The following is a 23,001-nucleotide window of genomic DNA, read 5'->3' as shown; positions in this document are numbered from 1 at the left end:
GGCGGCCAGGACAGCGGCATATGTTTGACTTCACGCCGTCCGGCAAAACGAACGGGCGCATCGGTAATTTCATTCCGGAATTGCTATAACGGCGGCCCACTTAAGAAACCATGCAAATCTGCACCAAATTTCCGCACCGATTTTCATCAAACGTGATTGGAACGGGATCGCATCCCGCTCCCGCGGTTTGATTTATCGCCGGGGGTTGCGGGCAGTGAATTCCAGCACCTGCTGGCGGCCGTTTTCGATCAGCCTTTCCATCTCGCGGCGCGCTGCGGCCTCATCGCGCAGGCGAAACGCCTCCACGAGCCGCAGGTGGGACGCGGAGACGTCGGAAATCTCATTGGGATCGGTTTCCGGGTTGCTCATCCGGAAAATGCCCACCAGAGCCGCCTTTATCAGCGAACCGACGGTGCGCATGAACGGATTGCCGGACATTTCAGTGATGAGGACATGGAAATTCATATCCGCAAGCGCGCGCTTTTCCTTGGAATAGGCGGTATTGCCCATCTCGTTGGCGTAAGCGGCGAGCTTGGCGATATCCGCGTCCTTTGCCCGCGTCGCGGCAAGCCCCGCACCATAGGGCTCGAAGGCCTGACGGATATCGTAAAGATGCAGCAGAAACTCGTCGCTGACGCCCGCCTCGAAATGCCAGAGCAGCACTTCGCTGTCGAACATGTTCCAGCTTTCGCGCTCCGTCACCCGGGTGCCGATACGGGCCTTGGGCGAAATCATGCCCTTGGCGGTCAACGTCTTCATCGCTTCGCGCAGCACTGTGCGCGACACTTTCAGCCGCTCCATCAGCTCGGCATCGCCCGGCAGGATATCGCCCGTCTTGAAGGTGCCGGACACGATATCGAGACCGAGCTTGTGAACGACCTGTGCATGATTTGTCCGCAGCTTTCGAAAACCGATAGCCGCATCGAGCATTCCGCGCTGCAAGTGCCATGTCCTTCCGTTCGGTTGGCGATCTTAAAAATCGCGCCAGACGTGTATATCTCAAGTCAGAATATAGTGAAAAACATCAAGTCGCCTGAAAAGCAAAGGCAAACTTCGTCCACGGCGTAAAACATACAAAAATAACAAAGGCCGCACATGAATTTCATGCGCGGCCTGTTATCGGCGGGAATGGAAAGTCCCGTTATTGCGGCAGCTTGTCGTCCACGCCGGCGACGTAGAAGTTGAGACCGAGCAGAACGCCGTCCTCGGCCTTTTCACCCGCCTTCAGCCATTCCGAACCGTCCTGCTTCTTCACCGGGCCGGTGAAGGGGTGCAGCTCGCCCGACTTGATCTTGGCTTCGGTGTCCTCAGCCATCTTCTTCACGTCATCAGGCATGTTGGTATAGGGCGCCATGGTCAGGATGCCGTCCTTCAGGCCGTCCCAGACGGATTCGGACTTCCAGGTGCCATCGAGAAGAGCCTGCGTGCGCTTGATGTAATAGGCGCCCCAGGTGTCCTTGATGGCGGTAAGCTGCGTCTTCGGACCGGCCGCGATCATGTCGGAAGCCTGACCGAAGGCCTTGATGCCGCGTTCGGCCGCAACCTGCATCGGCGCGGTGGTGTCGGTGTGCTGGGTCAGAATGTCGACGCCCTGGTCGATCAGCGCCTTGGCGGCATCGGCTTCCTTGCCGGGGTCGAACCAGGTGTTGGCCCAGACGACCTTCACCTTGAAGTCGGGATTGACCGACTGCGCGCCGAGCACGAAGGCGTCGATGCCCATCACCACTTCCGGGATCGGGAAGGAGGCGATGTAACCGGCGAGACCCTTCTGCGACATCTTCGCGGCGATCTGGCCCTGAATGTAGCGGCCTTCATAGAAGCGCGAATTGTAGGTCGCGACATTTTCGGCGGTCTTGAAGCCGGTGGCGTGTTCGAACTTCACCTTGGGGAACTTCTGGGCGACCTTCACGGTCGCATCCATGAAGCCGAAGGAGGTGGTGAACACCAGTTCGCAGCCCGAACGGGCCATGCGCTCGATGGCGCGTTCGGCATCCGGGCCTTCCGGAACGCTTTCAAGGAAAGGCGTCTCGATCTTGTCGCCGAAATGCGCCTGCAGTTCCTGGCGGCCGATATCATGCGCCTGCGTCCAGCCGCCATCGGTCTTTGAACCGACATAGATGAAGCAGACCTTCTTGGCGTCGGCGGCCTCAGCCGAGGAAACGACGCCGCCGAGAGCCGCAACCGAAGCGGCGAGTGCGATGACCAGTTTTTTCATTTTTACCCCTGTTGGTTTGGAGACTTGAGACTTCTTCACCTGTCCGGCACGAAGGATTTGCCAAGCGACGCCGGAGTATTGATCAAGGTCGTGCGGCGATTATGCGAGATGATGACCAGCACGACAATAGTTGCGAGATAGGGCAGCGCCGAAAGCAATTGCGACGGCACCCCGATGCCGAAGGCCTGCGCGTGCAATTGGCCGATGGTGACGGCGCCGAACAGGTAACCGCCCGCCAGCACCCGCCATGGGCGCCACGAAGCGAAGACGACGAGCGCCAGCGCAATCCAGCCGCGCCCGGCCGACATGTTTTCCACCCATTGCGGCGTATAGACCAGCGACAGCTGCGCACCGGCAAGCCCCGCGCAGGCGCCGCCGAACATGACGGCGAGATAACGGGTGCGGATGACATTGATGCCGAGCGCATGGGCCGAAGCGTGACTGTCGCCGATGGCGCGGATTTTGAGGCCCGTGCGGCTCTTGAACAGAAACCAGCCAATGCCGGCGACAAGCGCGATGGAGAGGTAGAAGATCAAATCCTGCCGGAACAGCAGCGGACCGAAGAAGGGAATGTCCGACAGCAGCGGAAAGACGATGGGCTGCAGTTTCACACCCGGCAGGCCCACGAAACTTTCACCCAGCATGCCGGAGGCGCCGAGGCCGAGAATGGTAAGCGCAAGACCCGTCGCCACCTGATTGGCAACGAGCGTCAGCGTCAGGAAACCGAAGAGCAGCGAGAAAACCGCACCCGAGGCAATGCCGGCCAGAATGCCGAGATAGGGAGACCCGGTCATATGCGCGGCCGCGAAAGCGCAGACCGCACCCATGATCATCATGCCCTCGACACCGAGATTGAGCACACCGGAGCGCTCCGTCACCAGCTCGCCGGAAGCGGCGATGACGAGCGGCGTGGCGGCGGTGATGACGGTGAGGAGAATGGCCTGAAGCATATCCATCATGCCGCTCCTTCTTTACGATGCGCCTTGCCGGAAAAGACCACCCTGATGCGATAGAAGATCAGCGTATCGCAGGAGAGCACGAAGAACAGCATCAGCCCCTGAAACACGCGCGTCACCTTGTCGGAGACGCCGATGGAAAGCTGGGCCGCCTCGCCGCCCAGATAGGTCAGCGCCAGCACCAGCCCGGAAAGGATGATACCGAGAGGGTTAAGACGGCCGAGAAAGGCGACGATGATGGCGGTAAAGCCGTAACCCGGCGAGATGCTGGGCTGCAAATGGCCGATGGAGCCGGAGGCTTCCGAAATGCCCGCAAGCCCCGCCAGCGCACCGGAAAGCAGCAGCGAAAACCACACCATGCGGCTGGAGGAAAAACCGGCGAAGCGCCCTGCCCGCGCCGATTGGCCGAGCACGGTGACCTCGAAGCCCTTCAGCATGTAGCGCATCATGAACCACAGCGCGACGGCTGCGACGATGGCGAAAACGAAACCCCAATGCGCCCGGCCCGATGCCAGCATTTCCGGCAGAACGGCGCTGTCGTTGAACGGCTTGGTCTGCGGGAAGTTGTAGCCGCCCGGATCGCGCCAGATGCCGCGCGTCAGCCAGTCGAGAAAAAGCTGCGCGACATAGACCAGCATCAGGCTGACGAGGATTTCGTTGGTGTTGAACCTCGTCTTCAAAAGTGCGGGAATACCGGCATAAAGCGCGCCGCCCACGGCGCCCATCACCAGCATCAAAGGCAAAAGCAGCGGCGAATGCCAGTCGGGATAAAGCACCGGCAGAATGGAGCCGGTGATCGCGCCGATGGTGAACTGCCCCTCCGCGCCGATGTTCCAGTTATTGGAGCGATAACAGATCGACAGGCCGACACCGATCAGGATCAGCGGTGCGGCCTTGATCGCCAGCTCGTGCAGCGACCAGACTTCCAGCAGCGGCTCGACGAAAAAGGCGTAGAGCGCGTCCAGCGGGTTCTTGCCGAGCATGGCGAACATGATGGCGCCGACGAGCAGCGTCAGCGTGAGCGCCAGAAGCGGCGAAAGCAGCGTGAAAAGCCTCGAGACTCCTGCCCGTTTTTCAAGATCAATGCGCATGCTGGGCGGCTCCCGAATGTGTGTGGATGCCGCCCATCAGCAGGCCGATCTTTTCAAGCGTCATGTCTTCCACGGGATGGGTCTCTGACAGCTTGCCGTCGGAAATGACAGCGATATTGGTGGCGACTTCGAAGATTTCATCGAGATCCTGGCTGATGACGATGACGGCCGAGCCCGCTTTGGCAAGATCGACAAGCGCCTGGCGAATGCGGCTCGCCGCACCCGCATCCACGCCCCAGGTCGGCTGATTGACCACCAGCACGGCAGGCTGGCGGTCAAGCTCGCGCCCGACGATGAATTTCTGCAGGTTGCCGCCCGACAGCGACCCGGCCAGCGGGTCTGCCCCGCTTTTGCGTACATCCATGGTTTCCGAGATGCGCCGCGCCGCCGCCTTAATGGCGGAACCACGCACGATGCGCAGGAAACCGCCGGTCAGAAACGCCTTGCGGTCGGAGCGCGCCCGCGCCAGCAACAGATTGTCGGAAAGGCTCATGCCGGGAACCGCAGCATGGCCGTGGCGCTCTTCTGGTACGAAACCCGCGCCCATCAGCCGGCGGCCATTGATGCCGATGCGGCCGACCGGCTTGCCGCGCAGATGGATCGCATCGTTATTATAGACCGGATATTCGCCCGAAAGCGCATCGAACAGCTCGCCCTGCCCGTTCCCGGCAACGCCGGCAATCGCCAGCACCTCGCCGGCGCGCACGGTCATGGAAATCGATTTCAGCGCCACGGCAAAAGGCGTGCGTGGCGCGACCGAAAGCCCCATGACCTCGATCTGCGGCGCACCCAGCGCCTCGCCCGTGGCGCGCGAAACGCTTGCGACATCGCTGCCGACCATCATGCGCGCCAGCGATGCCGGCGTTTCCCTGCGCGGATCGCAGGCGCCCGTCACCTTGCCATGACGCAGAACGGTGGCGCGGTCGCAGATGCGCTGCACCTCTTCGAGACGATGGCTGATATAAAGCACGGAGCGGCCTTCGGCCTTCAGCTTCTCCAGCGTCTCGAACAGCTTGTCGGCCTCCTGCGGCGTCAGCACCGAGGTCGGCTCGTCGAGAATGATGAGGCGCGGATTCTGTAGAAGCGCTCGGACGATTTCGATGCGCTGTCGCTCGCCGACCGAAAGATCGGCCACATGCGCATTGGGATCGAGCGGCAGACCGTAGGCGCGCGACAGCGTTTCCGCTTGCCCGGCGATTTCCTTCAATGAAATTTTCGGATCGAGCGACAGGGCGATGTTCTCAGCGACCGTCAGCGCCTCGAACAGCGAAAAATGCTGGAAGACCATGCCGATGCCAAGCCGGCGAGCCTCACTGGGTGAGCCTACGGAAACCGGCTGGCCCTGCCAGATAATATCGCCCTCGGTCGGTGCGAGAACGCCGAACAGCATCTTGACGAGCGTGGATTTGCCCGCGCCGTTTTCCCCCAGAAGCGCATGGATTTCGCCCGGCGCAATATCGAGATCGATGCCGTTGCAGGCGGCGAAATTGCCGAACAGCTTGGTCAGCTTGCGAACGGACAGGAGAGGCACGGCCTCCGGCGCCAAAGTTCCAGTCACGAGTTCCCTCTCTCACCAACCGTCATGCCTTCTTCGAGGCGTTTCAAACGGTTGCGGTAATTGTTCCCAATCCCGCACCAAAAAGTATGCAATGATACGCGATCAGAACTTATTGATAACGGTTTTGCTGCTGCGCACAACTGAAAAAGAAGCCGCTTAAATGCAATTTGCACAAGCAATAAACGGCTTTACCCTTTTCTTATTTCGCGCCGAGCGAGGGGAAAAACTGCAATATTCCACCGATGCAATAAAGATAGATGCCGCTCGCCACAAAGCCGATCACGGCCCAGGTCGGGGTTTCGAAATGCATCAGCAGCGAATAACCGCCAAGCGCGCACCAGATGAAGACCACGGCGAGATTGAGCGGCCGCAATCGCTTCACCCGCACCGGATGCAGGAAGTTGATCGGCAGGAATGTCAAAAACACCGAAACGGTAACGACGATCATCGCCGTGGTGGCGCTGGCGTCCATGACGAACAGGGTGAACACCACCATGTTCCACACCACCGGAAAGCCGGAGAAGAAATATTCGTCCGTCTTCATGCCCATGTCGGCATAATAAATGGCGCTAGACACCACGATCATGCCGGCGGCCACGAAGGACAGCGGCTCGCCGATCATGCCCTTCTGATAAAGCGCAAAGGCGGGCAGCAGCACATAGGTAACATAGTCGATGATATTATCGAGCGTATCGCCCGACCAGTTGGGCAGCACTTCCTTCACCCTGACCTTGCGGGCAATCGGGCCGTCGATGCCATCCACCAGAAGCGCAAGCCCCAGCCACCAGAACATGTCGACGAAACGGTGTTCGGCTGCGGCGACCACGCCGAGAAAAGCCAGGAACGAACCGGAGGCCGTGAGCATATGGACGGAAAAGGCGCGGATTTCCGCGTAGGGAACACGCTTATAGTTGAAAATTTTCATAGTCAGCGTCTGTGCCCCGTTTTTTCATCCGCCTGTTCATTCCGGTATGCGGCCATTCACCACGCTTTGCAACCGGCTCAATCCGCTTATCCTAAGACTAATATCGCGGCACAACCAACGAATCTTCGCAACCGGATGTTCCGGGACCGAAGTGGATTTACCCGACCAAAGCCTTTATGATGCTTTGGAAATAACAACGGATCAGGACCATGAGACACTTCGATATCGCCATCACCGGTGCGGGACTTGCGGGCCAGATCGCGGCCATCGCGCTGGCGCGGGCGGGCCGCCACGTGGCGCTCATTGCACCTTCCAGCGACAGGAAGGACCAGCGCACCACGGCGCTGATGGACCAGTCCATCCGTTTCATGGACCGCCTCGGCCTCTGGTCTCGCATCGCCCCTGCGGCCGCACGCCTTTCCACCATGCAGATCATTGACGGCACCGATCGCCTGCTGCGCGCGCCCACCGTGCAGTTCCGTTCGTCCGAAATCGGTCTGGACGCCTTTGGCTGGAACATCCCCAACGAGGCTTTGCTCGGCGTTCTGAGCGAAGCGGTCGGGCAGGAACACAATATTACCCGCCTCGACACGTCCGCCGAGACAATCGACATCGGCAACGACCGCGTGACGGTGACGCTTGCGGACGGGGAAACGCTCTCCGCCGATTTCCTCATCGGTGCGGATGGCCGCAAATCGATGGTGCGCGATGCTGCCGGCATCGGCGTCAAATCCTGGTCCTATCCGCAGACGGCCATTGTTTTGAACTTCGGCCATAGCCGGTCGCATGGCAATGTCTCGACGGAATTCCACACCCCCACCGGCCCTTTCACGCAGGTTCCCCTGCCCGGCAACCGCTCCAGCCTCGTCTGGGTCGTCACCCCGCAACAGGCGGAGGAATTGACGGCGCTGCCGCTGGAGGCGCTTAGCCTCCGGGTCGAGGAGCGCATGCAATCCATGCTGGGAGCCGTCACCGTCGAGGACAGCGTGCAGGCATGGCCGCTCTCTTCCATGACGGCGCATCGCTTCGGCAAGGGCCGCGTCGCCCTGATCGGCGAGGCCGCACATGGTTTTCCGCCCATCGGCGCGCAGGGGTTGAACCTCAGCCTGCGCGACATCATCGCGCTAACGGAATTGCTGAGCGCCGTCTCCGACCGGCCGATTGCGGCCGATGCCGGCAGCAGCTTCGACCGCCGGCGGCGGGCGGATGTCTATAGCCGCACGCTGAGCGTCGATCTCCTGAACCGCTCCCTGCTTTCCGATCTCCTGCCGGTGCAGATGGCGCGCGCGGCGGGCCTGCACGTGCTTTCCGGCATCGGCACGCTTAGAAGCATGGTCATGCGCGAAGGCATCGAACCGGGCCGCGGGCTGAAGGCCCTACCCTCCCTGCTGTTCGGCAGCTTCAAAAAGGCTGGATGAAATACACCACGCCGGTCAGCGTGAGGACCGACAGCACCGTCGAGATCAGGATCGTTGCCGACGCCCGCTCCTGCCAGACGTGATATTGCTGGCCGATGACGAAAACATTCGTCGCGGTCGGCAGCGCGGCCAAAAGCACGGCCGAATAGATCCACACCGGCTCGAACCGCCCGAGCGACGAGAGCACGAGATAAGCGGCGAGCGGATGCAGGATCAGCTTTGCCGGCACGATATAGCTGATTTCCACCGGCACCCGTTTCATCGGCCGAAGCGCCAGCGTCACGCCCATGGCAAACAGTGCGCAGGGCGCCGCCGATTGCGCCAGATAATCCACCAGCCGCTGCACCGCCTCCGGCGGCTGCCATGACAGCGAAGCGGCAAGAAAACCGGCGATAACGGAGACGATGAAGGGGTGGGTGATGACCTTGCGCGCCACATCCAGCGCAAGCTTCGCCGGGGAGCGCTTGTCGCCGCCCGCAACCGCCATCATCGCCGGTGCGACGATGAAGTGGGCGGCGTTTTCCAGACAGACGATCAGCGCCACCGGCACCGCCGCCTTTTCGCCAAGCGCCAGAAGCGCAAGCCCCGGTCCCATATAGCCGATATTGCCGTAGCTTGCCGCGAAACTCTGGATCGTGGTTTCGGCAAGGCTGTTTTTCCGGACGAACCGGCCGATCAGGAACACAGCCAAGAAAATGCCATAGGTGCAGGCGAGACTGGCCGCGACGAAATCCATCCGCGCCAGTTCTTCCACCGGCGTTTTCGACACCAGCTTGAAAAACAGCGCCGGAAGCGCCGCATAGATGATGAAGGTGTTCAGCCAGCCCATCGCCTCGACCGGCTGCTTCGTGATGCGCGCCGCCCCGTAGCCGATGAAGATCAGGCCGAAAAACGGTAACAGCAATCCGACGATATCCGTCACTATGTTTCCCCCGCAAGCAACTCCAGCGGGAGGCTTAGCCGATTTGCATCAGGATCGGAAAGGTCTCCTGGAACCAGATCGCCACATTGGTGATAAAACCGGACATGAAAGCGAGACCGGTCAGCACCAGCAATACGCCGAGCAGCTTTTCCACGAGGCCGAGATGGCGGCGGAAGCGGACGAGGAAACGCATGAAGGAGCCGGAAAACGCCGCCGCGATCCAGAACGGCACCGCAAGGCCAAGAGAATAGACCGCAAGCAGCGCCGCACCGTCGCCAACCGTATCGCGCGCGGCGGCGACGCCGAGAATAGCCCCCAGAACCGGGCCAATGCAGGGCGTCCAGCCGAAGGCGAAGGCAAGACCCATGACATAGGCTCCGGACAGCGTGGCAGGCTTGCCCGCCCCCTGAAACCGCGCCTCGCGCGAAAACAGGCCGATGCGGAACAAGCCGAGGAAATTCAGACCCATCAGAATGATGATGAAACCGCCGATCTTGGCGAGAATGTCGAGATTCTGACGCAGAAGCGTACCGATCGTCGAGGCGCCGGCCCCAAGCGCCACGAAAACCGTTGCGAAACCGAGCGTGAAGAAGAAGGCCGAAAACAGCACGGCTCTGCGAATCTCCGGCCGCGGCGCGGTATCTTCCGTCCTGAACTGCTCGACCGAAACACCCGCCATATAACAGAGATAAGGCGGCACCAGCGGCAGAACGCAGGGCGACAGAAACGAAAGAGCGCCAGCCAGAAGCGCGCTGAACAGGGAAATATCGGCAATCGACAAGAAAGAACTCCGCATTCCGCAAAGTCGCCGCGATTCTCGAGCTTCGCCGGCACTTCACGCTTCATTTTCGTGCATGTCATTGCTGCAAAAGGATTTCACCCGTTCGGCCGACATGTCTGAAGCCGGTTTTATCCCCAGCCGCCCCCTCTCTCCAATCACCTTTTCGGGGGTGCGACAAAAAAAACCGGATTGATTGTCGAAACCGCTTTTTTTGGGTTGACCGAACGGATCGCTCTACCTATGTTCCGCGCACTTCCGAAGGGCAGCCAAGCCCCGACACGGGAGAGCGTAGCTCAGCCGGTAGAGCAACTGACTTTTAATCAGTAGGTCCAGGGTTCGAATCCCTGCGCTCTCACCAACGGAATCAAGCACTTACATTTGATTTCAGCCCAAAATCGGTAGAATCACCCTCACACATGTCTCGCACAGTTTGAGTGGGTGAAACGACCTCGCATGCCGTCTTCGGTGACAAGGTTCGCGTTTACCACCGCGCCAACAGCACGCTGTGGCAATGCGCCACTTGCTTTGAGGGCAAGGAGTGGCGCGTCGGCACAAAAACCGATGTCTTTGCTCTTGCTAAGGAGTTTGCCGAAGGCTGGCATCTGGAGCTTCGCGGCAAGAGCCGAGATCAGTTAAAACCGAACGCACCTTTGCCGACGCAGCCAAACAGTGTCCCGCTCACCAAAGACAAGCACAATCCGCGCTATTCAAAATCATGAAGTACCTAATAACAGCCACCTCTTCCCGTACTTCGACAAGGTGCCGACACGCAGCACCCTTCACCATGAAACGACCACGCTGCGGCAGACCATGAAAATTGCCCTGCGCCACGGCTGGATCAGCCACCTTCCCGACTTCTTCGCGCCCCTACAAAGCGTCAGGCAAGATCACCCATCGTGCGCGGTTCTCACCGGAAGAGTACATACAGTTTTACACCTACACCCGTCAGCGCGCCAAATCCGCCGCTGGGCTCAACTCGCAATACGCCGCCCAGCAGTTCCATGACTACGTCCTGTTCATGGCCAATACCGGCCTGCGGCCCGACGAGTTCAGCAGGCTCGAATATCGCGACGTGACCACCGAGAAGGATGAGGAAGGCGACGAGCGCATCCTGCTGATCGAGGTGCGCTGAAAACGTGTTGGGTACTGCAAAGCGCCACCGGCGCTGTGCACCCGTTCAAGCGGGCTGGTGAAGCGGAACAACCCCAAGCCGAATGATCTTGTATTCCCGCAGAATTACAAGAAGCAGTTCAATCGCGCCATGACCGATTGTGGGTACAAGCTCGACCGCGAGGGCAACCGACGTTTGGTCTACAACCTCCGCCGCACCTATCTCTGCCTGCGCCTGTTGGAAGGTGCCAACATCTACCAGATCGCCGAGAGCTGCCAGACAAGAGCGGAGATTATCGAGAATCACCATACCGTGAAACACATGAGCATTCTGGACTAAAAGGGTAAAATATAAATAAAATTTAATAACATTAAAAAAATAAATATTTCCTAATTATATCACTATTTATTCATTAATAAATTCACAATTATATATTCTATATTATTAGTAAATTTATCTAAAAAAATACTCATATAATCTAAGCGTGGCGTAAAATTTTCGAAAAAGCAGCTACGAAGTTGAGTTGATTTAAAAAATCGAATCTAAGTTGTGGAAAAATCACCTCACGCGTGTAAGACCTCTATTAAAAAATGCCTAAGGCGCTAAATTGAGAAAGTAAAATTTGGATTCTATCAGTAAATTTATTTAATGAGGCGAAAATGATACTTCGCTGCATGTTTCTCTTGTTGTGCATCGGCCTCGCTGCCTGCCAACCCAATGCTGCGCCAAACTTGGTGAGGGGCGCAGGGTTGGAGCTATCCGCCAATCGCGCTCAACGTCACGTCACAAACTTGGATGCCTACATAGATACCATGTGTGTAGCCGCTGGTTTAGCGGTTAAATCCGGAGGTATGACGCGGTGCACTTCCAATCCCGATGAGACGCAATATCAAGCTTTGCTTCAGGCCGGTTTCGGAGAAATTAGCTTGGGCTGCCGAGGCTACATCCAGTTCGTGTTCGAGGAAAGGTTGCGCGACGACCAGTTTCGAAAGGCGAGTAGTTCAGTTCAGTCATTCATTTCAGGAATCTTGACGCTGGAAGGCGCTGGCTCGAAGCTCTTTTCCTATCTCATCCTTGGATCAGGGGCCGCAAATACATTCTACGACGTTACGCGCCTAGATCCACTTCGCGGCATGTCGACGGAGAACATTCTTCGTATCGTAACGCAACGTCAGTCGGCGTTCGAAGCAGCGGCCGTTGGCAGGAGGTTGTCAAGCAGATCGCAGCTCGTTCGTCTCTGGCATGAATATCAGTGGATATGCTCGCCGCTCTCCATTAGTTCGGACTTCAACACCCTAGCAATTGCGACACTTGAGAATCGTAAGGTTGACTTCGCTCAAGATGCCTCGAAGCTTGTGTCCGGCATCGCGCAGACACAAGCTGGGGTACAGAAATTCGATCCGAATAAAGGCCTTTTAGGCCCAAAAAAGAGCGCGCCAGATCAAAACGCACTAGGACTTAACGAGCGAGCGCTCGGTGGTGACGATATCGGAACGCTTCAAGAAGCACTTTGTCAAAAACCAACTCGGCGCTTTGACAGCGAAACTCGAAAAGCGATTACAGCCTGGCGTACGACCGTCACACCGAATCTCATCGCAGTTCAGCTCAATGAAGGCCTAAGTTACAAAGAAATTCAGCAGCTTCTTGATAGTGGCAACTGCACCTCGCTTGGATACAAGACTGTATTTGAACGTGCATACTTGCATGACGCGCCAGCTTTAACGAATGGCGGAGTCTACAAGACGGTTGAAGCGGAGCGAACGACCCGTTTTGATTATCTCATGAAAATTCTCAATATTTCATCTGAAAACCGCGACAGCAACCGATTGACCAAGGCAATCCGCCTGAAGATTGAAGAAAAACGCAAGGAATTTGGCCTTCCCCCCGGCGACGTTGTGGACGCAGATCTTTTGAAGAAACACCCACAATAGAGGCAGATCATGTATACTTACAGAAATTGCAGACCCTATGTGGACGTTTACGCCAATTCTACGACCGATACCGTTCTCGAGGTACTTACTACCGGCGTGTACACTTTTATCGGTGACGGGACGGTGGAAAATAGCCGCCTCAAAGTAAAAAGGGAACACGATGCCCAGGATTTGTGGATCAAAGAAGTCGACCTACGTCGACTTGAACCGGGGGAGCTGAGCATTGAACTGGAACCGATCAGTCTGATCGATCTCTACAGAGATTCTTCTCGCGCGGCACAAGTAGTGTCGGAATATCGCGGTGCCGGCGGTATGAGCGTGGAATACCTTCTTCTCCTCGCTTGGGTAGAAAGCAAATGGACCAACACGGATAGCGACAATAGGACAACCTCACCGCTTAACTTGGCGGGGCCGATTGGCCCGTTCAAATTTACGGCGGAGGCGTGGAAGGAATCGCTCGCCGACAGTGATTACGCTGAAATCCTTCGGGGCTTCACCGAAGCGGATCGCTTTGTGCCCAAGTACCAGCCCCTTTTGGCAGCCGTCTTGGCGAACAGGATACAATTCGAACTTAAAAATCACCACGGCATGCTAGACCCGCCGGCATGGCTATTGAGGTTAGGCCACCGCATAGGACTGGATGCTGTTACGCGTTTTGCTGCTTTAGACGAAAAAACTCCAGTCTCGGCCAAAGTCAATGGAGTAGAAGCGGTATCCTCCAGCTTGATTAATTCAGAGCGATTTCTTTTTCCACAAGGAGCTGACACCTTAAAATCGACGGTCCATGAGGCTGTTTTGCGGGAGTTTGGCGACGCAAAGGCACCAGTTGTCGAGAAATTGGGAGCACTGGTCGACGGTTTAAAACTGGAAATGGCTGTCCAATCTCAGCTTGCGTTTCGTAACGGCGTCCTTGGGTTCCTTGACTTCATCGGAAAATACGAAGCCGCCGGCAACTACAATGCAGTCTTCGGCCGGTCGGACAATATAGACAATCCACGACTTGTCGATATGACGATAGGAGAAGTCCTTTCCTTCCAAAAAGACCACATGGGCAATCATACACCATGTGGAAAATACCAAGTGACTCATAGGACACTGCGCACAAATTACCAGGAGGCGGGCCTATCGAAAAAAGATTTGTTCGATGAACAAGCGCAGGACCGGATCGGCGAACATCTGCTCATGGTCGTTCGCAAAGGAAACGATTTTCTAGCAGATCCAAAAGAATACTTTGACACGTTCACCCTAGGTGTCGCTCAAGAATGGGCGGCTCTCCCCGTGCTCCGCCAGCGCCAAGGTGATAAACGCATGGTGCAACGAGGCGAAACATTTTACGCGGGAGACGACGTCAATGCCGCGGGTGCATCGCCAGAACTACTCGAAGCAGCGGTCGATAAATTCCTACGTGAGGCGAGTTCGGGTTGATCAGATTACAGCCATATGATCGATGGCGCTGTCGATAGCTAGAGCTAGTCGACTAATTTGGTCAGGCCCAGTGTCCTTTCCACCTGTTTGCAGAGATTTTTTAAACCTCTGCCATCACTTGGCGTCTTCGGTAAAGTGATTGCTTCGAGACCTTCAAATCCTTTAAGAGCTTCCAAGCGAATATGCTTATTATCTGCCTTTTCGAAGTATCCATGCCTAGCCAAAAGAGAAACTAGTGCGCTCGCTACGCGCTTTGAATCCTTTGTAGCCCTGGAAAGATCTAGTAGGAGTTCGTTAAGCGCAGGAGAAACAGGCAACTTATCGATGATTTTATGAAAAATAACCCTAGATCTTTCATCAAGCCCAACTTGATCCGCAACATTTAGTCCCAGTTTCATGGCTAATCGTATGCGATCTGAAATCTCTCCAGAATAGAACTCCGGTCCAATAAGCTGAACTAAATTATCATCAGAAAACTCGCTGTCACTCGCACTTATGATGCCGATTGAACTAACTTGGATTTCAAGCTGCCTAATTTTGTCCTGAAGGTTCGCAATCTCCTCATCATAGAGTTGAGCCATGTCATCAGCACTTAACCTACTTCTGTCACGTTCACGCTGCGCGCGTAACGCTTGCTCTTGCAGATCAGTCCAGTCCCAGCCGAGTACCGGCATCTGACTACGCACGGACATAGCAGCCAGCTTCAATATTTCTTTTAGATCTTTGCTATTTTGAATGTCCCAGCCGACGTGATATCGCCTAATGATACCTTGACCCGGCATCGAGAGACCCATGGCGCCGCCATATGCGTTACGACCCTCTGTGATACTGCGCAGCTTATAAGAGAACGCTCGATTGGGTTCCACGAAAACGTGCGCAATGCCTCCTAGATCATAAGCCAAGCCCTCGATGTCGTTTCGAGACAGCTGCCAAGAGCTTCTTCCATTTGCAGACACATAAACAATAGGTAACCACCTACTGGCGCCGCCGAGAGTAATGGCATGGGCAAGTTCAAGACCATCGTCTGAGTCTGTTACCCATACCGGCTGATCGGACACCGAGATACTACCGTCGATACCGCCCCACGTATTGCTCAATAAAGATTTGATTAGATATGGTTTTCGTGGGCTATCAATCCGTGCGCCTGCTACCTTCGCAAAACACTGGGTACGAAACCGCACAAGTCCATCATCTGCATCGCCGGATACTCGTTTCAAAACACCTTCAGTTCACCAAAGTCTACCTTCGGCATCCGGCAGGTCATGTCTGAAGCCTATAGCCTCCCAAACGTCATTCTCGACCAATTCGCGGAAACGTAACTCTTCGCCAGTAGCAGCTCTAAGGTGAGCGTTTTCCCGGTCCAACACCTGGCCGGACCCTTCATTCAGTACGGTGCTGCTTGAGATACCCTTTAACCAAGCGATTACCTCCGCGACAAAAACGGCGCGGTTACCTGGCAACTTAATGGGGAACTCGGTCGAAAACGGAAGCATAACGTGAAAATGTTCGAAAATCCTAACATGTCAACGACTCCAGACGATAAAGTCATTTTACCAACAGCTTTGATTGAGAGATTGGTGGATTTATACCCGTGCGAAGAAATTAACGTCGAGAAGAAGCAGGGAATGACTTACTGTCGGCCCGGACAGCGCAACCTCACTTGCGACGTAGACGGAATGCGCAAGCGGACGCAGTCGGTCCCGCCTTCTCCTTCGGACCACATTGTTGAGGCTCTTGCGGCTGCGCATATTCCGCCATTTGTATAACAAAAATGCCCGAAATCCCGCTTAGGGCTGCGCTACGCTTATTTCTCTGATCTCTTCATGCCATGAGCAAGCCTGCGCGCACTGCATTGCGCGCATGGCCTGTCCGAGGGACGTGTGTGTTAGCCTTATCCGCCAAATCACTCGATCTGTGCAAGCAGCCTCTCATCGTTGACGCTAATCCTCTCGCATAGTCTTTGCGATCTGGGCCGCGAGCGGTTTGACGAGATAAGACAACGCCGTTCTATCGCCAGTCTTGATATAGGCTTCGACCGGCATACCTGCCAACAGGCTGAGGTTGCCAAGTTTCGCCAGATCTTCCGGCTTGATCTCAATGCGCGCTGCGTACCAGCTTTCACCCGTCTGTGGATTGCTGATGAGATCGGCAGCGACTGTCTTCACGTACCCGGCGACTTCCGGGGTCGTGCGTTGGTTGAAAGCTGAGAAGCGCAGGATCGCCTGCTGCCCGACATGCATCTGGTCTATGTCGAACGGCTGGATTTTCGTTTCCACCACCAGCCGGTCATTGATGGGGACGATCTGCATCATGGTTTCGCCGGCGGCGATGACCCCGCCAATGGTGTGGACTGCAAGTTCGTGTACGATACCGTCCTGCGGCGAGCGGATATCGATGCGTTTTAATTGGTCTTCAGCAGTGACCTTCTGTTCCGATAGCTCTGCGAGCTTGTTGTCGACGTCGCGAAGTTCCATCAGAATCTCCGCCAACCGGTCCTGATAGAGCTGAAGGATTTGCAGTTCGGTTTCAGTGATACGCGTCGCTGCCCTGGCGATCTCCGCAATCAGCTGGCCGCGCTCGCCATCAAGCTGGGCTCGCAGCCGCTCCAGCTCCGCCAGCCGGTTGAATTGGATCAGCTGCTGCTCGTTAAGATTTCTGACGCGAACGAGTTCCTGTCCGGTCCACGACAGTTCCTCTTCCTTGGCCCTCTTGCGAACGATCAATCCCTCGTTTTCCTGCCGTATCTGGTCGATTCGCTGGGCGAGCTGCGCTTTCTGGCCATCGAGGGTGCGTTTCCTGGCGGCGAAAAGCGAGGTTTCCGCCGCGATATATTCAGCGACGTCCGCTTCATCGGTTTCATCAGGCAGCCGTGTCGGACCCGCGAGTTTGCCAACATTGTCGCGTTCCGCCACAAGCCGCATTCTCCTGGCGCCCAGTTGAGCCATCTGTTTCGAAACGATAGCAAGATTGGCGCGCATGACTGTCGCATCAAGGCGGATGAGTAGTTCATCCGCTTTGACGATCACCCCGTTTCGCACGCGGATTTCCCCGACGATGCCGCCTTCACGATGCTGAATACGTTTGACGTTTCCCTCAACGACGACCGTTCCCGCACCAATCACTGCGCCCGATAGATTAGTCGTTGCGGCCCAGCCGCCCACGCATAAGACCATAACGGCGAGAGTGCCGACACCCATCACCGTATAGAGCCGTATGGAACGGCCCGCAGGAGTTTGCTTGTTCGGGATCATGCTTTTTCCGATATTGCTCGCATTGTCGTCTTACGGAGAACTTCATCGCGTGGCCCAAAACCAACCATCGCGCCCTTTGCAAGAACGAGGACATGGTCCACCGCCGACAGCGCATTCGGCCTGTGCGCCACAATCACCACGATCGCGCCGCGTTGCCTTGCCATGGCAATCGCATTTGTGAGTGCCACTTCCCCTTCCGCATCAAGGCTGGCATTGGGCTCATCGAGAACGATCAGGAAGGGTTTGCCGAATAGGGCGCGGGCGAGGCCTATTCGTTGGCGCTGACCGGAAGAAAGGACGGCGCCGCTATTCCCGATTCTGGTATCATACCCCTCAGGCATAGAAAGGATCAGGTTATGCACATCCGCCAGCTTCGCTGCCTCGATAATATTGGAAGGGTCAGCAGCGCTGGAGAACCGGCTGATGTTTTCCGCAATGGTGCCGTCGAAAAGCTCTACACCCTGCGGCAAGTAACCGATCGACGGCCCCAGTGCTTCAGGATGCCATTGGTCGAGTTCAGCTCCGTCCAGTTTGACAGTTCCACGCGCAGCCGGCCATATGCCCACCAAAGCACGAACAAGCGTGGACTTACCCGAACCACTTGGGCCGATAATCCCCAAACCCTGTCCAGCTAATAGCGAAAAGCTGACGTCGCGCACGGTGGGAGCCCGATTGCCTGGAGCTGCTACGGCAAGATTGGAAGTACACAGCATTTTTGCCGGCGCGGGCAGCGACATCTTTTCCCTATCGGCCCCGATCTTCTCAAAAAGTTGAGTAAGGCGGGTCTTGGCTTGTCGAAAATTAACGAATCCCCGCCACTGACCGATCGCCTGTTCAATCGGCGCAAGTGCCTTCGAGGTGATGATCGAGGCCGCGATCATTGCGCCTGGAGACGCTAGTTGTTTGATCGCAAGCCAGGCGCCCAAGGCGAGCACGGCCGATTGCAGCGCTAACCGAAAGATTTTCGAAAAGGTCGAGAAGCTCGCTATCGCATCGCTAACCCGTCGCTGTTCGTCGATGTAGGCACCATTGGTATACCCCCAGTCGCGCGCATAAGCGTTCTTCATGCCCATGGCGTGCAAAGCCTCGGCATTGCGGCGTCCTGATTCGATGAAATCGGCCCGGGTTGAGGCCAGCAGCGCCATCCGCTTGCTAGGCGCGCGTAGAATAGCCTCGCTCCAGAGCGTCATCGCTATGAGAACAATAGCTCCGGCGATAGCTAACCATCCCAGATAAGCGTGAAACAAAAACAATACCCCGACGTAGATCGGCAACCAGGGCATGTCGCAAATGGCGACAGGACCTGGCCCGCTCATAAACTGGCGCATCTGTTCAAGATCCCTCACCGGTTGCGAGACGACATCCTGTTTCGACATTTTCAGCGGAAGCAGCATTACCGCATCGAATGTCGGTCCACTAAGCTGCTCTTCGATCCGCTCGCCGATACGCGATAAGATACGTGCCCGGATCAGTTCCAGCACGCCGAGAAATACGTAAAGAGCGATTGCCAGCACCGACAGGGCAACGAGCGTCGGCACGCTGCGGCTGGCGAGCACCCGGTCGTAGATTTGCATCATATAAAGCGGACTGGTCAGCATCAGGATGTTGGTGAAAGCGCTGAGCAAAGCTACGGAGAAAAAAGCGCTTCGGGTCGCGGCAAGGGCAGCGGCGACCGCAGGCCGCCGCCCTTCATAGTGCAAATGTTTTGGCAAAGGTGAAATCCACACGGGTAGCGTCGCGTGAAAACGAGCGCTCGATGAACAGCGTTTCTCAGCGAAGCAGAAACAAGTTAGTGAAAAATGACTTCAGTTTTGGCAGGCTGATCACGTAGCGTCCTGTTGTACAAATTCACGTTTGATCCGCCCGTAATTGATGCCGTGAAGATGGCGGACACGAGGTTTGGTGTCTCGCCGGACGCGGAACGATCGCGCCGCAATATCAGGAAAGACGTTTTTTCTGAGGTCTCGCACAATGTTTTTGCCGTCGCCGAAAGGCGCAATGAGATCCATGAACAATATCCGGTCGCCGCTCCCCCAATCGTCGGGGCGCAGGATATAATTCGTGTTGAGGTACCGGTCTTCGATCTCTTTGCTCAGTGAGGCCCAAGTCACAAATCCGACAGGACCGCCATTTCTGTGATAGATTCGAAACTGGTTGAGATCGATCGGTGGGAAGAACACGGACCCGATGTCGTTGATGAAATACTTTCGGTGCAGATCCGAAGCCAACATCAGATAGACCAGCTCGCCAAGAAGCTTGTTTAGCCGTGTTGGGCTGGCCATACCCAAAATTCCGCCGCCAGCTTTTTCAGAGGTTAATTTTTTGTGTTCCAAAGTCATGTTCTGATTTCTCAAACTCAGTTCACATATCCGCATTCCGGCACGATTTATCGAGCCGGAATGCGACACTCAGGGCCGCTCAGAGCAAGAAATGGGATTGGTCGAGCTTATAGCCAGATCCCAAAAGTCTGATCGAGAAATCGTTGTCACGATCCGCGAGGATATCGGTATGACTGGAGCTTTCGACGACAACGATATTGGCGTAGCTCAACTCGAGTGCCCTGAAGTCAAACTTATCCTGTGTGCGATCAAAATCGATTATGACATCCGTCGCCACGCGTCGGCTGTCTGATAGGCTAGTGAACCTGAACAGGTCCGCGCCTTGTCCTCCGGCAAGAACATCGCCACCTGCTCCTCCTTCCAGCACATCATCATCCGCACCGCCGTCGAGGAAGTCAGCGCCATGTCCGCCAATGAGATGGTCGCGGCCTTGCCCTCCAAAGATCTGGTCGTTTTGGTTCCCACCATCCAAGACATCGTCGCCGATGTCCCCAATCAGCCTGTCCTTGCCGTCATTGCCGTGGATAACGTCATTGCCGGAACCACCATCGACGTAGTCTTCACCGAAGCCACCGCTCATTCGATCGTTTCCAGTGCCTCCAAACAAGCGATCATTGCCGCCTCCGCCATTCACAATGTCGTTGTTAACGCCGCCGAAGATCAGATCGCTTCCATCGCCGCCGTCGATCATGTCGGAACCGGAACCGCCATAAATTATCTCGTGGCCTGCGCCGCCATAAATAACATCAACGCCGCTTCCGCCATGGATCCAGTGATTGCCTCCGTTGCCGTAAATGAGATCGTTGCCATCCTCGCCGACAAGGTAGTCCCAGCCTGGACCGCCTCTCAGGACGTCCGCGCCAGGCCCACCATAGAGACGATTGTTTCCGTCACCACCGTCGAGATCGTCGGATCCGGCGCCACCGTGCAATGCATCATGCCCAGACCCGCCCATCAAGCGATCGTCACCCCAATCGCCGATCAAAGTGTCGTCACCATCATCTCCATACAAGGTGTCGTTGTGGCCGCCGCCATTCATCCAGTCATTGTGGGCGCCGCCTCTCAGAATGTCGTACCCATCTTCCCCGTTCAATACGTCGTTGCCGTTTCCACCGTCGAGATAATCTTCGCCCCAGCCACCGTTGAGTTGATCGTTGTCGTCGTCACCTTGCAGCGTGTCGTTATGGCCTCCACCGTGGAGGACATCGTGGCCACTACCACCACGAAGTATATCAAAACCTTCTTCACCATGAAGTTGGTCGTCCCCATTCCCTCCTTCGAGTAGATCTTCGCCCCATCCACCTATCAGAGTGTCGTGACCATCCTCTCCGTAAAGTCTGTCGCTGTGGCCTCCGCCATGAATCCAGTCGTCGTGGGTACCGCCGATAAGATGATCAAAGCCATCTTCCCCGTGAATGGTGTCGTTACCGTCCATGCCGCTGACGTAGTCATTTCCATTACCCGCCCAGACTTGGTCGTCACCGCCATTCGCATGGATTGCGTCATTCCCGCCGAAGGACCAGATCCGCTCGGACCACCAGTTACCATGCATCTCGTCATTTGAGGTGTTGGGTTCGTCACTTGGAAGATCATAATACCAGATAAACTCCTCCACCCGGAAATCAGTCTCTCGAACGAGCTCATTGCGTTTCTTTTTGCCCCCGGTCTGAACCCAATATTCATTGTTATGGAAAACTGAGGTGGGACCTGTTTTGAAGATATTATCAAATGTGTCGAATGACGGATCGTGATGCCAAATGCCCGCACCAGCTGAACCCTTAGGAATGTCAACGTTCCTCTGAACCGAAGCAAAGACCGAGTCGTCTGCGTCCCATTCAGTTATCTCGTCTCTTCCAAAATCGTGATCGATATGCCCGCTGAATCTTTGAGCTTCCATCGTCCGATCAACGAAGACATCAAAATAGAAGTGTTCATCCTTGAGAGCACTTGCTTGGACATTTTCTAACAGAAGATGCTGATTGTCGCCTATGACGATAATAGAATCGTTTCCGATCTGGGTGATTTTCAGTTGCGCGATGGAGATTCGGTCACCAAAGCCTGAGAGATCGATGCGATCCTCCCAAACATTGAAATCTGTAATTGTGTCGATGTCTCCATAGCCTGCAGTGATCTTGAAGACGTCACCGCCAGCGCCGCCCGTCAGGAGATCGAGGCCGCTACCGTCATTGATAACATCGCTCCCGTGAGTACCTACGATGATATCGTTTTTATCAGTGCCGACTGTGCCCTCAATCTTGTGAAGGTTGAAAAGAAAGTCGCTTTCGATAAGAGAAGAGGAATCGATATCTTCAATCAACACGGACTGACTGTTCCCGAACTTCAACGTCGCGTCTGGGCCCACCTGCTCGATAGCTGAGCCGAAGTATTTGATCTGCTTTAGAGATACGAAGCGATTTCCGAAGCCGGTCAGATCGATGCGATCTTGACCTCTTTCGAAATCAGCGATCGTCTCACGGTTGCCGTCCTCGATGTTGATGACAAAAGTGTCCCGACCTTGCCCGCCGATCAACATGTCATTGCCAGCTCCACCGACGATTACGTCGTTCCCTTCATCGCCGGAAAGAATGTCGTCTTCGCCGGAACCTTGGATAGTATCGTTACCGCGGCCCCCGAAAATTGCATCTTTGCCCGCGCCACCATCCAGGAAGTCGTCGCCGCCGAGGCCCAGGATGCTATCGTTGCCTCCCAAGCCTAGAATGCCATCGTCACCCTCGGTTCCGATGAGCGTGTTGTCTCCGTCGTCACCGATTATCAGATTACTCAGATTGATGATGTAGCCATCGGAGAACTGAAGGACCTCGACTTTGCGTATGCCAGCAGCGAATTGACCCTGAATTCGAATCGCGTTGGCATTATTTTGAACGTTGTATATGACGAGATCGTCACCCTCCCGCGTCAATGAAACGTGTTTAGGTTCGACACCACCGGTCAGCCTTAAAAGATCGGAACCTTCGATTTCAGATATCGTTACCGACCCGCCGAACAGGTCTGCCTCGTAGATGTCGTTTCCGCTCCCGCCAGATAGACTATCTGACCTGCCACTGAGAATTTCCTCCA

At 56.0% G+C, this 23,001-nt stretch carries 19 protein-coding genes and 1 tRNA gene; 7 read left to right on the top strand and 13 right to left on the bottom strand.

The annotated features are described in order from the left end of the window. Nucleotides 1-192 precede the first annotated feature (192 nt). From L904_RS24890 to pcsA, 6 genes are all read right to left on the bottom strand, one after another. Nucleotides 193-930 carry a FadR/GntR family transcriptional regulator gene (locus L904_RS24890; RefSeq protein WP_031233913.1) on the bottom strand — a complete coding sequence of 246 codons (738 nt, stop codon included), beginning with the start codon at nucleotides 928-930 and terminating at the stop codon, nucleotides 193-195. 211 nt (nucleotides 931-1,141) lie between these two features. Beyond that, nucleotides 1,142-2,215, bottom strand: a complete 1,074-nt coding sequence (locus L904_RS24885) for a BMP family ABC transporter substrate-binding protein (RefSeq protein WP_003523439.1) — start codon at nucleotides 2,213-2,215, stop codon at nucleotides 1,142-1,144. A gap of 35 nt (nucleotides 2,216-2,250) precedes the next feature. Beyond that, nucleotides 2,251-3,171: an ABC transporter permease gene (locus L904_RS24880; RefSeq protein ID WP_031233912.1), complete on the bottom strand. Its 921-nt coding sequence runs from the start codon at nucleotides 3,169-3,171 to the stop codon at nucleotides 2,251-2,253. Then, on the bottom strand, nucleotides 3,171-4,262 hold the full coding sequence (locus tag L904_RS24875; RefSeq protein ID WP_020810306.1) for an ABC transporter permease: 1,092 nt from the start codon (nucleotides 4,260-4,262) through the stop codon (nucleotides 3,171-3,173). The genes L904_RS24880 and L904_RS24875 overlap by 1 nt, the downstream gene beginning before the upstream one ends. Next, nucleotides 4,252-5,808 carry an ABC transporter ATP-binding protein gene (locus L904_RS24870; RefSeq protein ID WP_020810305.1) on the bottom strand — a complete coding sequence of 519 codons (1,557 nt, stop codon included), beginning with the start codon at nucleotides 5,806-5,808 and terminating at the stop codon, nucleotides 4,252-4,254. Before L904_RS24870 ends, L904_RS24875 begins: the two co-directional genes overlap by 11 nt. Before the next feature lie 211 nt (nucleotides 5,809-6,019). After that, the gene (gene pcsA, locus L904_RS24865; RefSeq protein ID WP_035263562.1) at nucleotides 6,020-6,745 is read right to left on the bottom strand and encodes a phosphatidylcholine synthase; all 726 of its coding nucleotides are present in this window, start codon (nucleotides 6,743-6,745) and stop codon (nucleotides 6,020-6,022) included. Between the two features lie 209 nt (nucleotides 6,746-6,954). On the opposite strand from pcsA, the gene L904_RS24860 reads away from it, so the two are divergent. Continuing rightward, nucleotides 6,955-8,163: a UbiH/UbiF family hydroxylase gene (locus L904_RS24860; protein WP_035263561.1), complete on the top strand. Its 1,209-nt coding sequence runs from the start codon at nucleotides 6,955-6,957 to the stop codon at nucleotides 8,161-8,163. On the opposite strand, the gene L904_RS24855 is transcribed toward L904_RS24860, so the two are convergent. Together L904_RS24855 and L904_RS24850 are read right to left on the bottom strand one after the other, a co-directional pair. Beyond that, nucleotides 8,147-9,085, bottom strand: coding sequence for an AEC family transporter (locus L904_RS24855; protein WP_035263560.1), 939 nt, complete (start codon nucleotides 9,083-9,085; stop codon nucleotides 8,147-8,149). The genes L904_RS24860 and L904_RS24855 overlap by 17 nt on opposite strands. A 34-nt stretch (nucleotides 9,086-9,119) precedes the next feature. Continuing rightward, nucleotides 9,120-9,866: a cytochrome c biogenesis CcdA family protein gene (locus L904_RS24850; protein WP_035263567.1), complete on the bottom strand. Its 747-nt coding sequence runs from the start codon at nucleotides 9,864-9,866 to the stop codon at nucleotides 9,120-9,122. Nucleotides 9,867-10,148: 282 nt separating this feature from the next. On the opposite strand from L904_RS24850, the gene L904_RS24845 reads away from it, so the two are divergent. The 6 genes from L904_RS24845 to L904_RS24820 all read left to right on the top strand — a co-directional run bounded on the left by L904_RS24845 (nucleotide 10,149) and on the right by L904_RS24820 (nucleotide 14,333). Then, nucleotides 10,149-10,224, top strand: a tRNA-Lys gene (locus L904_RS24845). A gap of 76 nt (nucleotides 10,225-10,300) precedes the next feature. Then, the gene (locus L904_RS28265; protein ID WP_059762701.1) at nucleotides 10,301-10,585 is read left to right on the top strand and encodes a hypothetical protein; all 285 of its coding nucleotides are present in this window, start codon (nucleotides 10,301-10,303) and stop codon (nucleotides 10,583-10,585) included. Nucleotides 10,586-10,683: 98 nt separating this feature from the next. Then, on the top strand, nucleotides 10,684-10,998 hold the full coding sequence (locus L904_RS28260) for a hypothetical protein (RefSeq protein ID WP_059762699.1): 315 nt from the start codon (nucleotides 10,684-10,686) through the stop codon (nucleotides 10,996-10,998). Between the two features lie 57 nt (nucleotides 10,999-11,055). Continuing rightward, a complete protein-coding gene (locus tag L904_RS28255) occupies nucleotides 11,056-11,316 on the top strand; it encodes a hypothetical protein (protein WP_059762697.1) in 261 nt (86 codons plus the stop codon). Between the two features lie 335 nt (nucleotides 11,317-11,651). Next, nucleotides 11,652-12,908 carry a hypothetical protein gene (locus L904_RS24825; protein ID WP_051671903.1) on the top strand — a complete coding sequence of 419 codons (1,257 nt, stop codon included), beginning with the start codon at nucleotides 11,652-11,654 and terminating at the stop codon, nucleotides 12,906-12,908. Between the two features lie 9 nt (nucleotides 12,909-12,917). Next, nucleotides 12,918-14,333 carry a hypothetical protein gene (locus L904_RS24820; RefSeq protein ID WP_035263559.1) on the top strand — a complete coding sequence of 472 codons (1,416 nt, stop codon included), beginning with the start codon at nucleotides 12,918-12,920 and terminating at the stop codon, nucleotides 14,331-14,333. Nucleotides 14,334-14,377: 44 nt separating this feature from the next. On the opposite strand, the gene L904_RS24815 is transcribed toward L904_RS24820, so the two are convergent. The 5 genes from L904_RS24815 to L904_RS24790 all read right to left on the bottom strand — a co-directional run. Next, nucleotides 14,378-15,550 (bottom strand): hypothetical protein, encoded by a 1,173-nt coding sequence (locus L904_RS24815; protein ID WP_155272882.1) that lies wholly within the window; start codon nucleotides 15,548-15,550, stop codon nucleotides 14,378-14,380. Nucleotides 15,551-16,273: 723 nt separating this feature from the next. Then, a complete protein-coding gene (locus tag L904_RS24805; protein WP_245285044.1) occupies nucleotides 16,274-17,584 on the bottom strand; it encodes an HlyD family type I secretion periplasmic adaptor subunit in 1,311 nt (436 codons plus the stop codon). Beyond that, on the bottom strand, nucleotides 17,581-19,296 hold the full coding sequence (locus tag L904_RS24800) for a type I secretion system permease/ATPase (protein ID WP_245285043.1): 1,716 nt from the start codon (nucleotides 19,294-19,296) through the stop codon (nucleotides 17,581-17,583). The genes L904_RS24805 and L904_RS24800 overlap by 4 nt, the downstream gene beginning before the upstream one ends. Before the next feature lie 111 nt (nucleotides 19,297-19,407). Then, entirely contained in the window at nucleotides 19,408-19,923 is a 516-nt protein-coding gene (locus L904_RS24795) for a toxin-activating lysine-acyltransferase (RefSeq protein ID WP_051671902.1), read from the bottom strand. Between the two features lie 79 nt (nucleotides 19,924-20,002). Continuing rightward, nucleotides 20,003-23,001: M10 family metallopeptidase C-terminal domain-containing protein (locus L904_RS24790; RefSeq protein ID WP_198157984.1), on the bottom strand; the 2,999-nt coding region annotated here is incomplete at its 5' end.

Origin of the sequence: Agrobacterium sp. LY4 (genome assembly GCF_001526585.1) — a bacterium.
GTDB classification, from domain to species: Bacteria; Pseudomonadota; Alphaproteobacteria; order Rhizobiales; family Rhizobiaceae; genus Agrobacterium; species Agrobacterium leguminum.
The sequence above is the reverse complement of the archived record's forward strand: the minus strand, read 5'-3'. Positions and strand labels throughout refer to the sequence as shown.

Bases quoted from the DNA above. Each gene is read 5' to 3' on its own strand.
- L904_RS24890 (WP_031233913.1), bottom strand. From the start codon at position 930: ATGCTCGATGCGGCTATCGGTTTTCGAAAGCTGCGGACAAATCATGCA.
- L904_RS24885 (WP_003523439.1), bottom strand. From the start codon at position 2,215: ATGAAAAAACTGGTCATCGCACTCGCCGCTTCGGTTGCGGCTCTCGGC.
- L904_RS24880 (WP_031233912.1), bottom strand. From the start codon at position 3,171: ATGGATATGCTTCAGGCCATTCTCCTCACCGTCATCACCGCCGCCACG.
- L904_RS24875 (WP_020810306.1), bottom strand. From the start codon at position 4,262: ATGCGCATTGATCTTGAAAAACGGGCAGGAGTCTCGAGGCTTTTCACG.
- pcsA (WP_035263562.1), bottom strand. From the start codon at position 6,745: ATGAAAATTTTCAACTATAAGCGTGTTCCCTACGCGGAAATCCGCGCC.
- L904_RS24860 (WP_035263561.1), top strand. From the start codon at position 6,955: ATGAGACACTTCGATATCGCCATCACCGGTGCGGGACTTGCGGGCCAG.
- L904_RS24825 (WP_051671903.1), top strand. From the start codon at position 11,652: ATGTTTCTCTTGTTGTGCATCGGCCTCGCTGCCTGCCAACCCAATGCT.
- L904_RS24820 (WP_035263559.1), top strand. From the start codon at position 12,918: ATGTATACTTACAGAAATTGCAGACCCTATGTGGACGTTTACGCCAAT.
- L904_RS24805 (WP_245285044.1), bottom strand. From the start codon at position 17,584: ATGATCCCGAACAAGCAAACTCCTGCGGGCCGTTCCATACGGCTCTAT.
- L904_RS24795 (WP_051671902.1), bottom strand. From the start codon at position 19,923: ATGACTTTGGAACACAAAAAATTAACCTCTGAAAAAGCTGGCGGCGGA.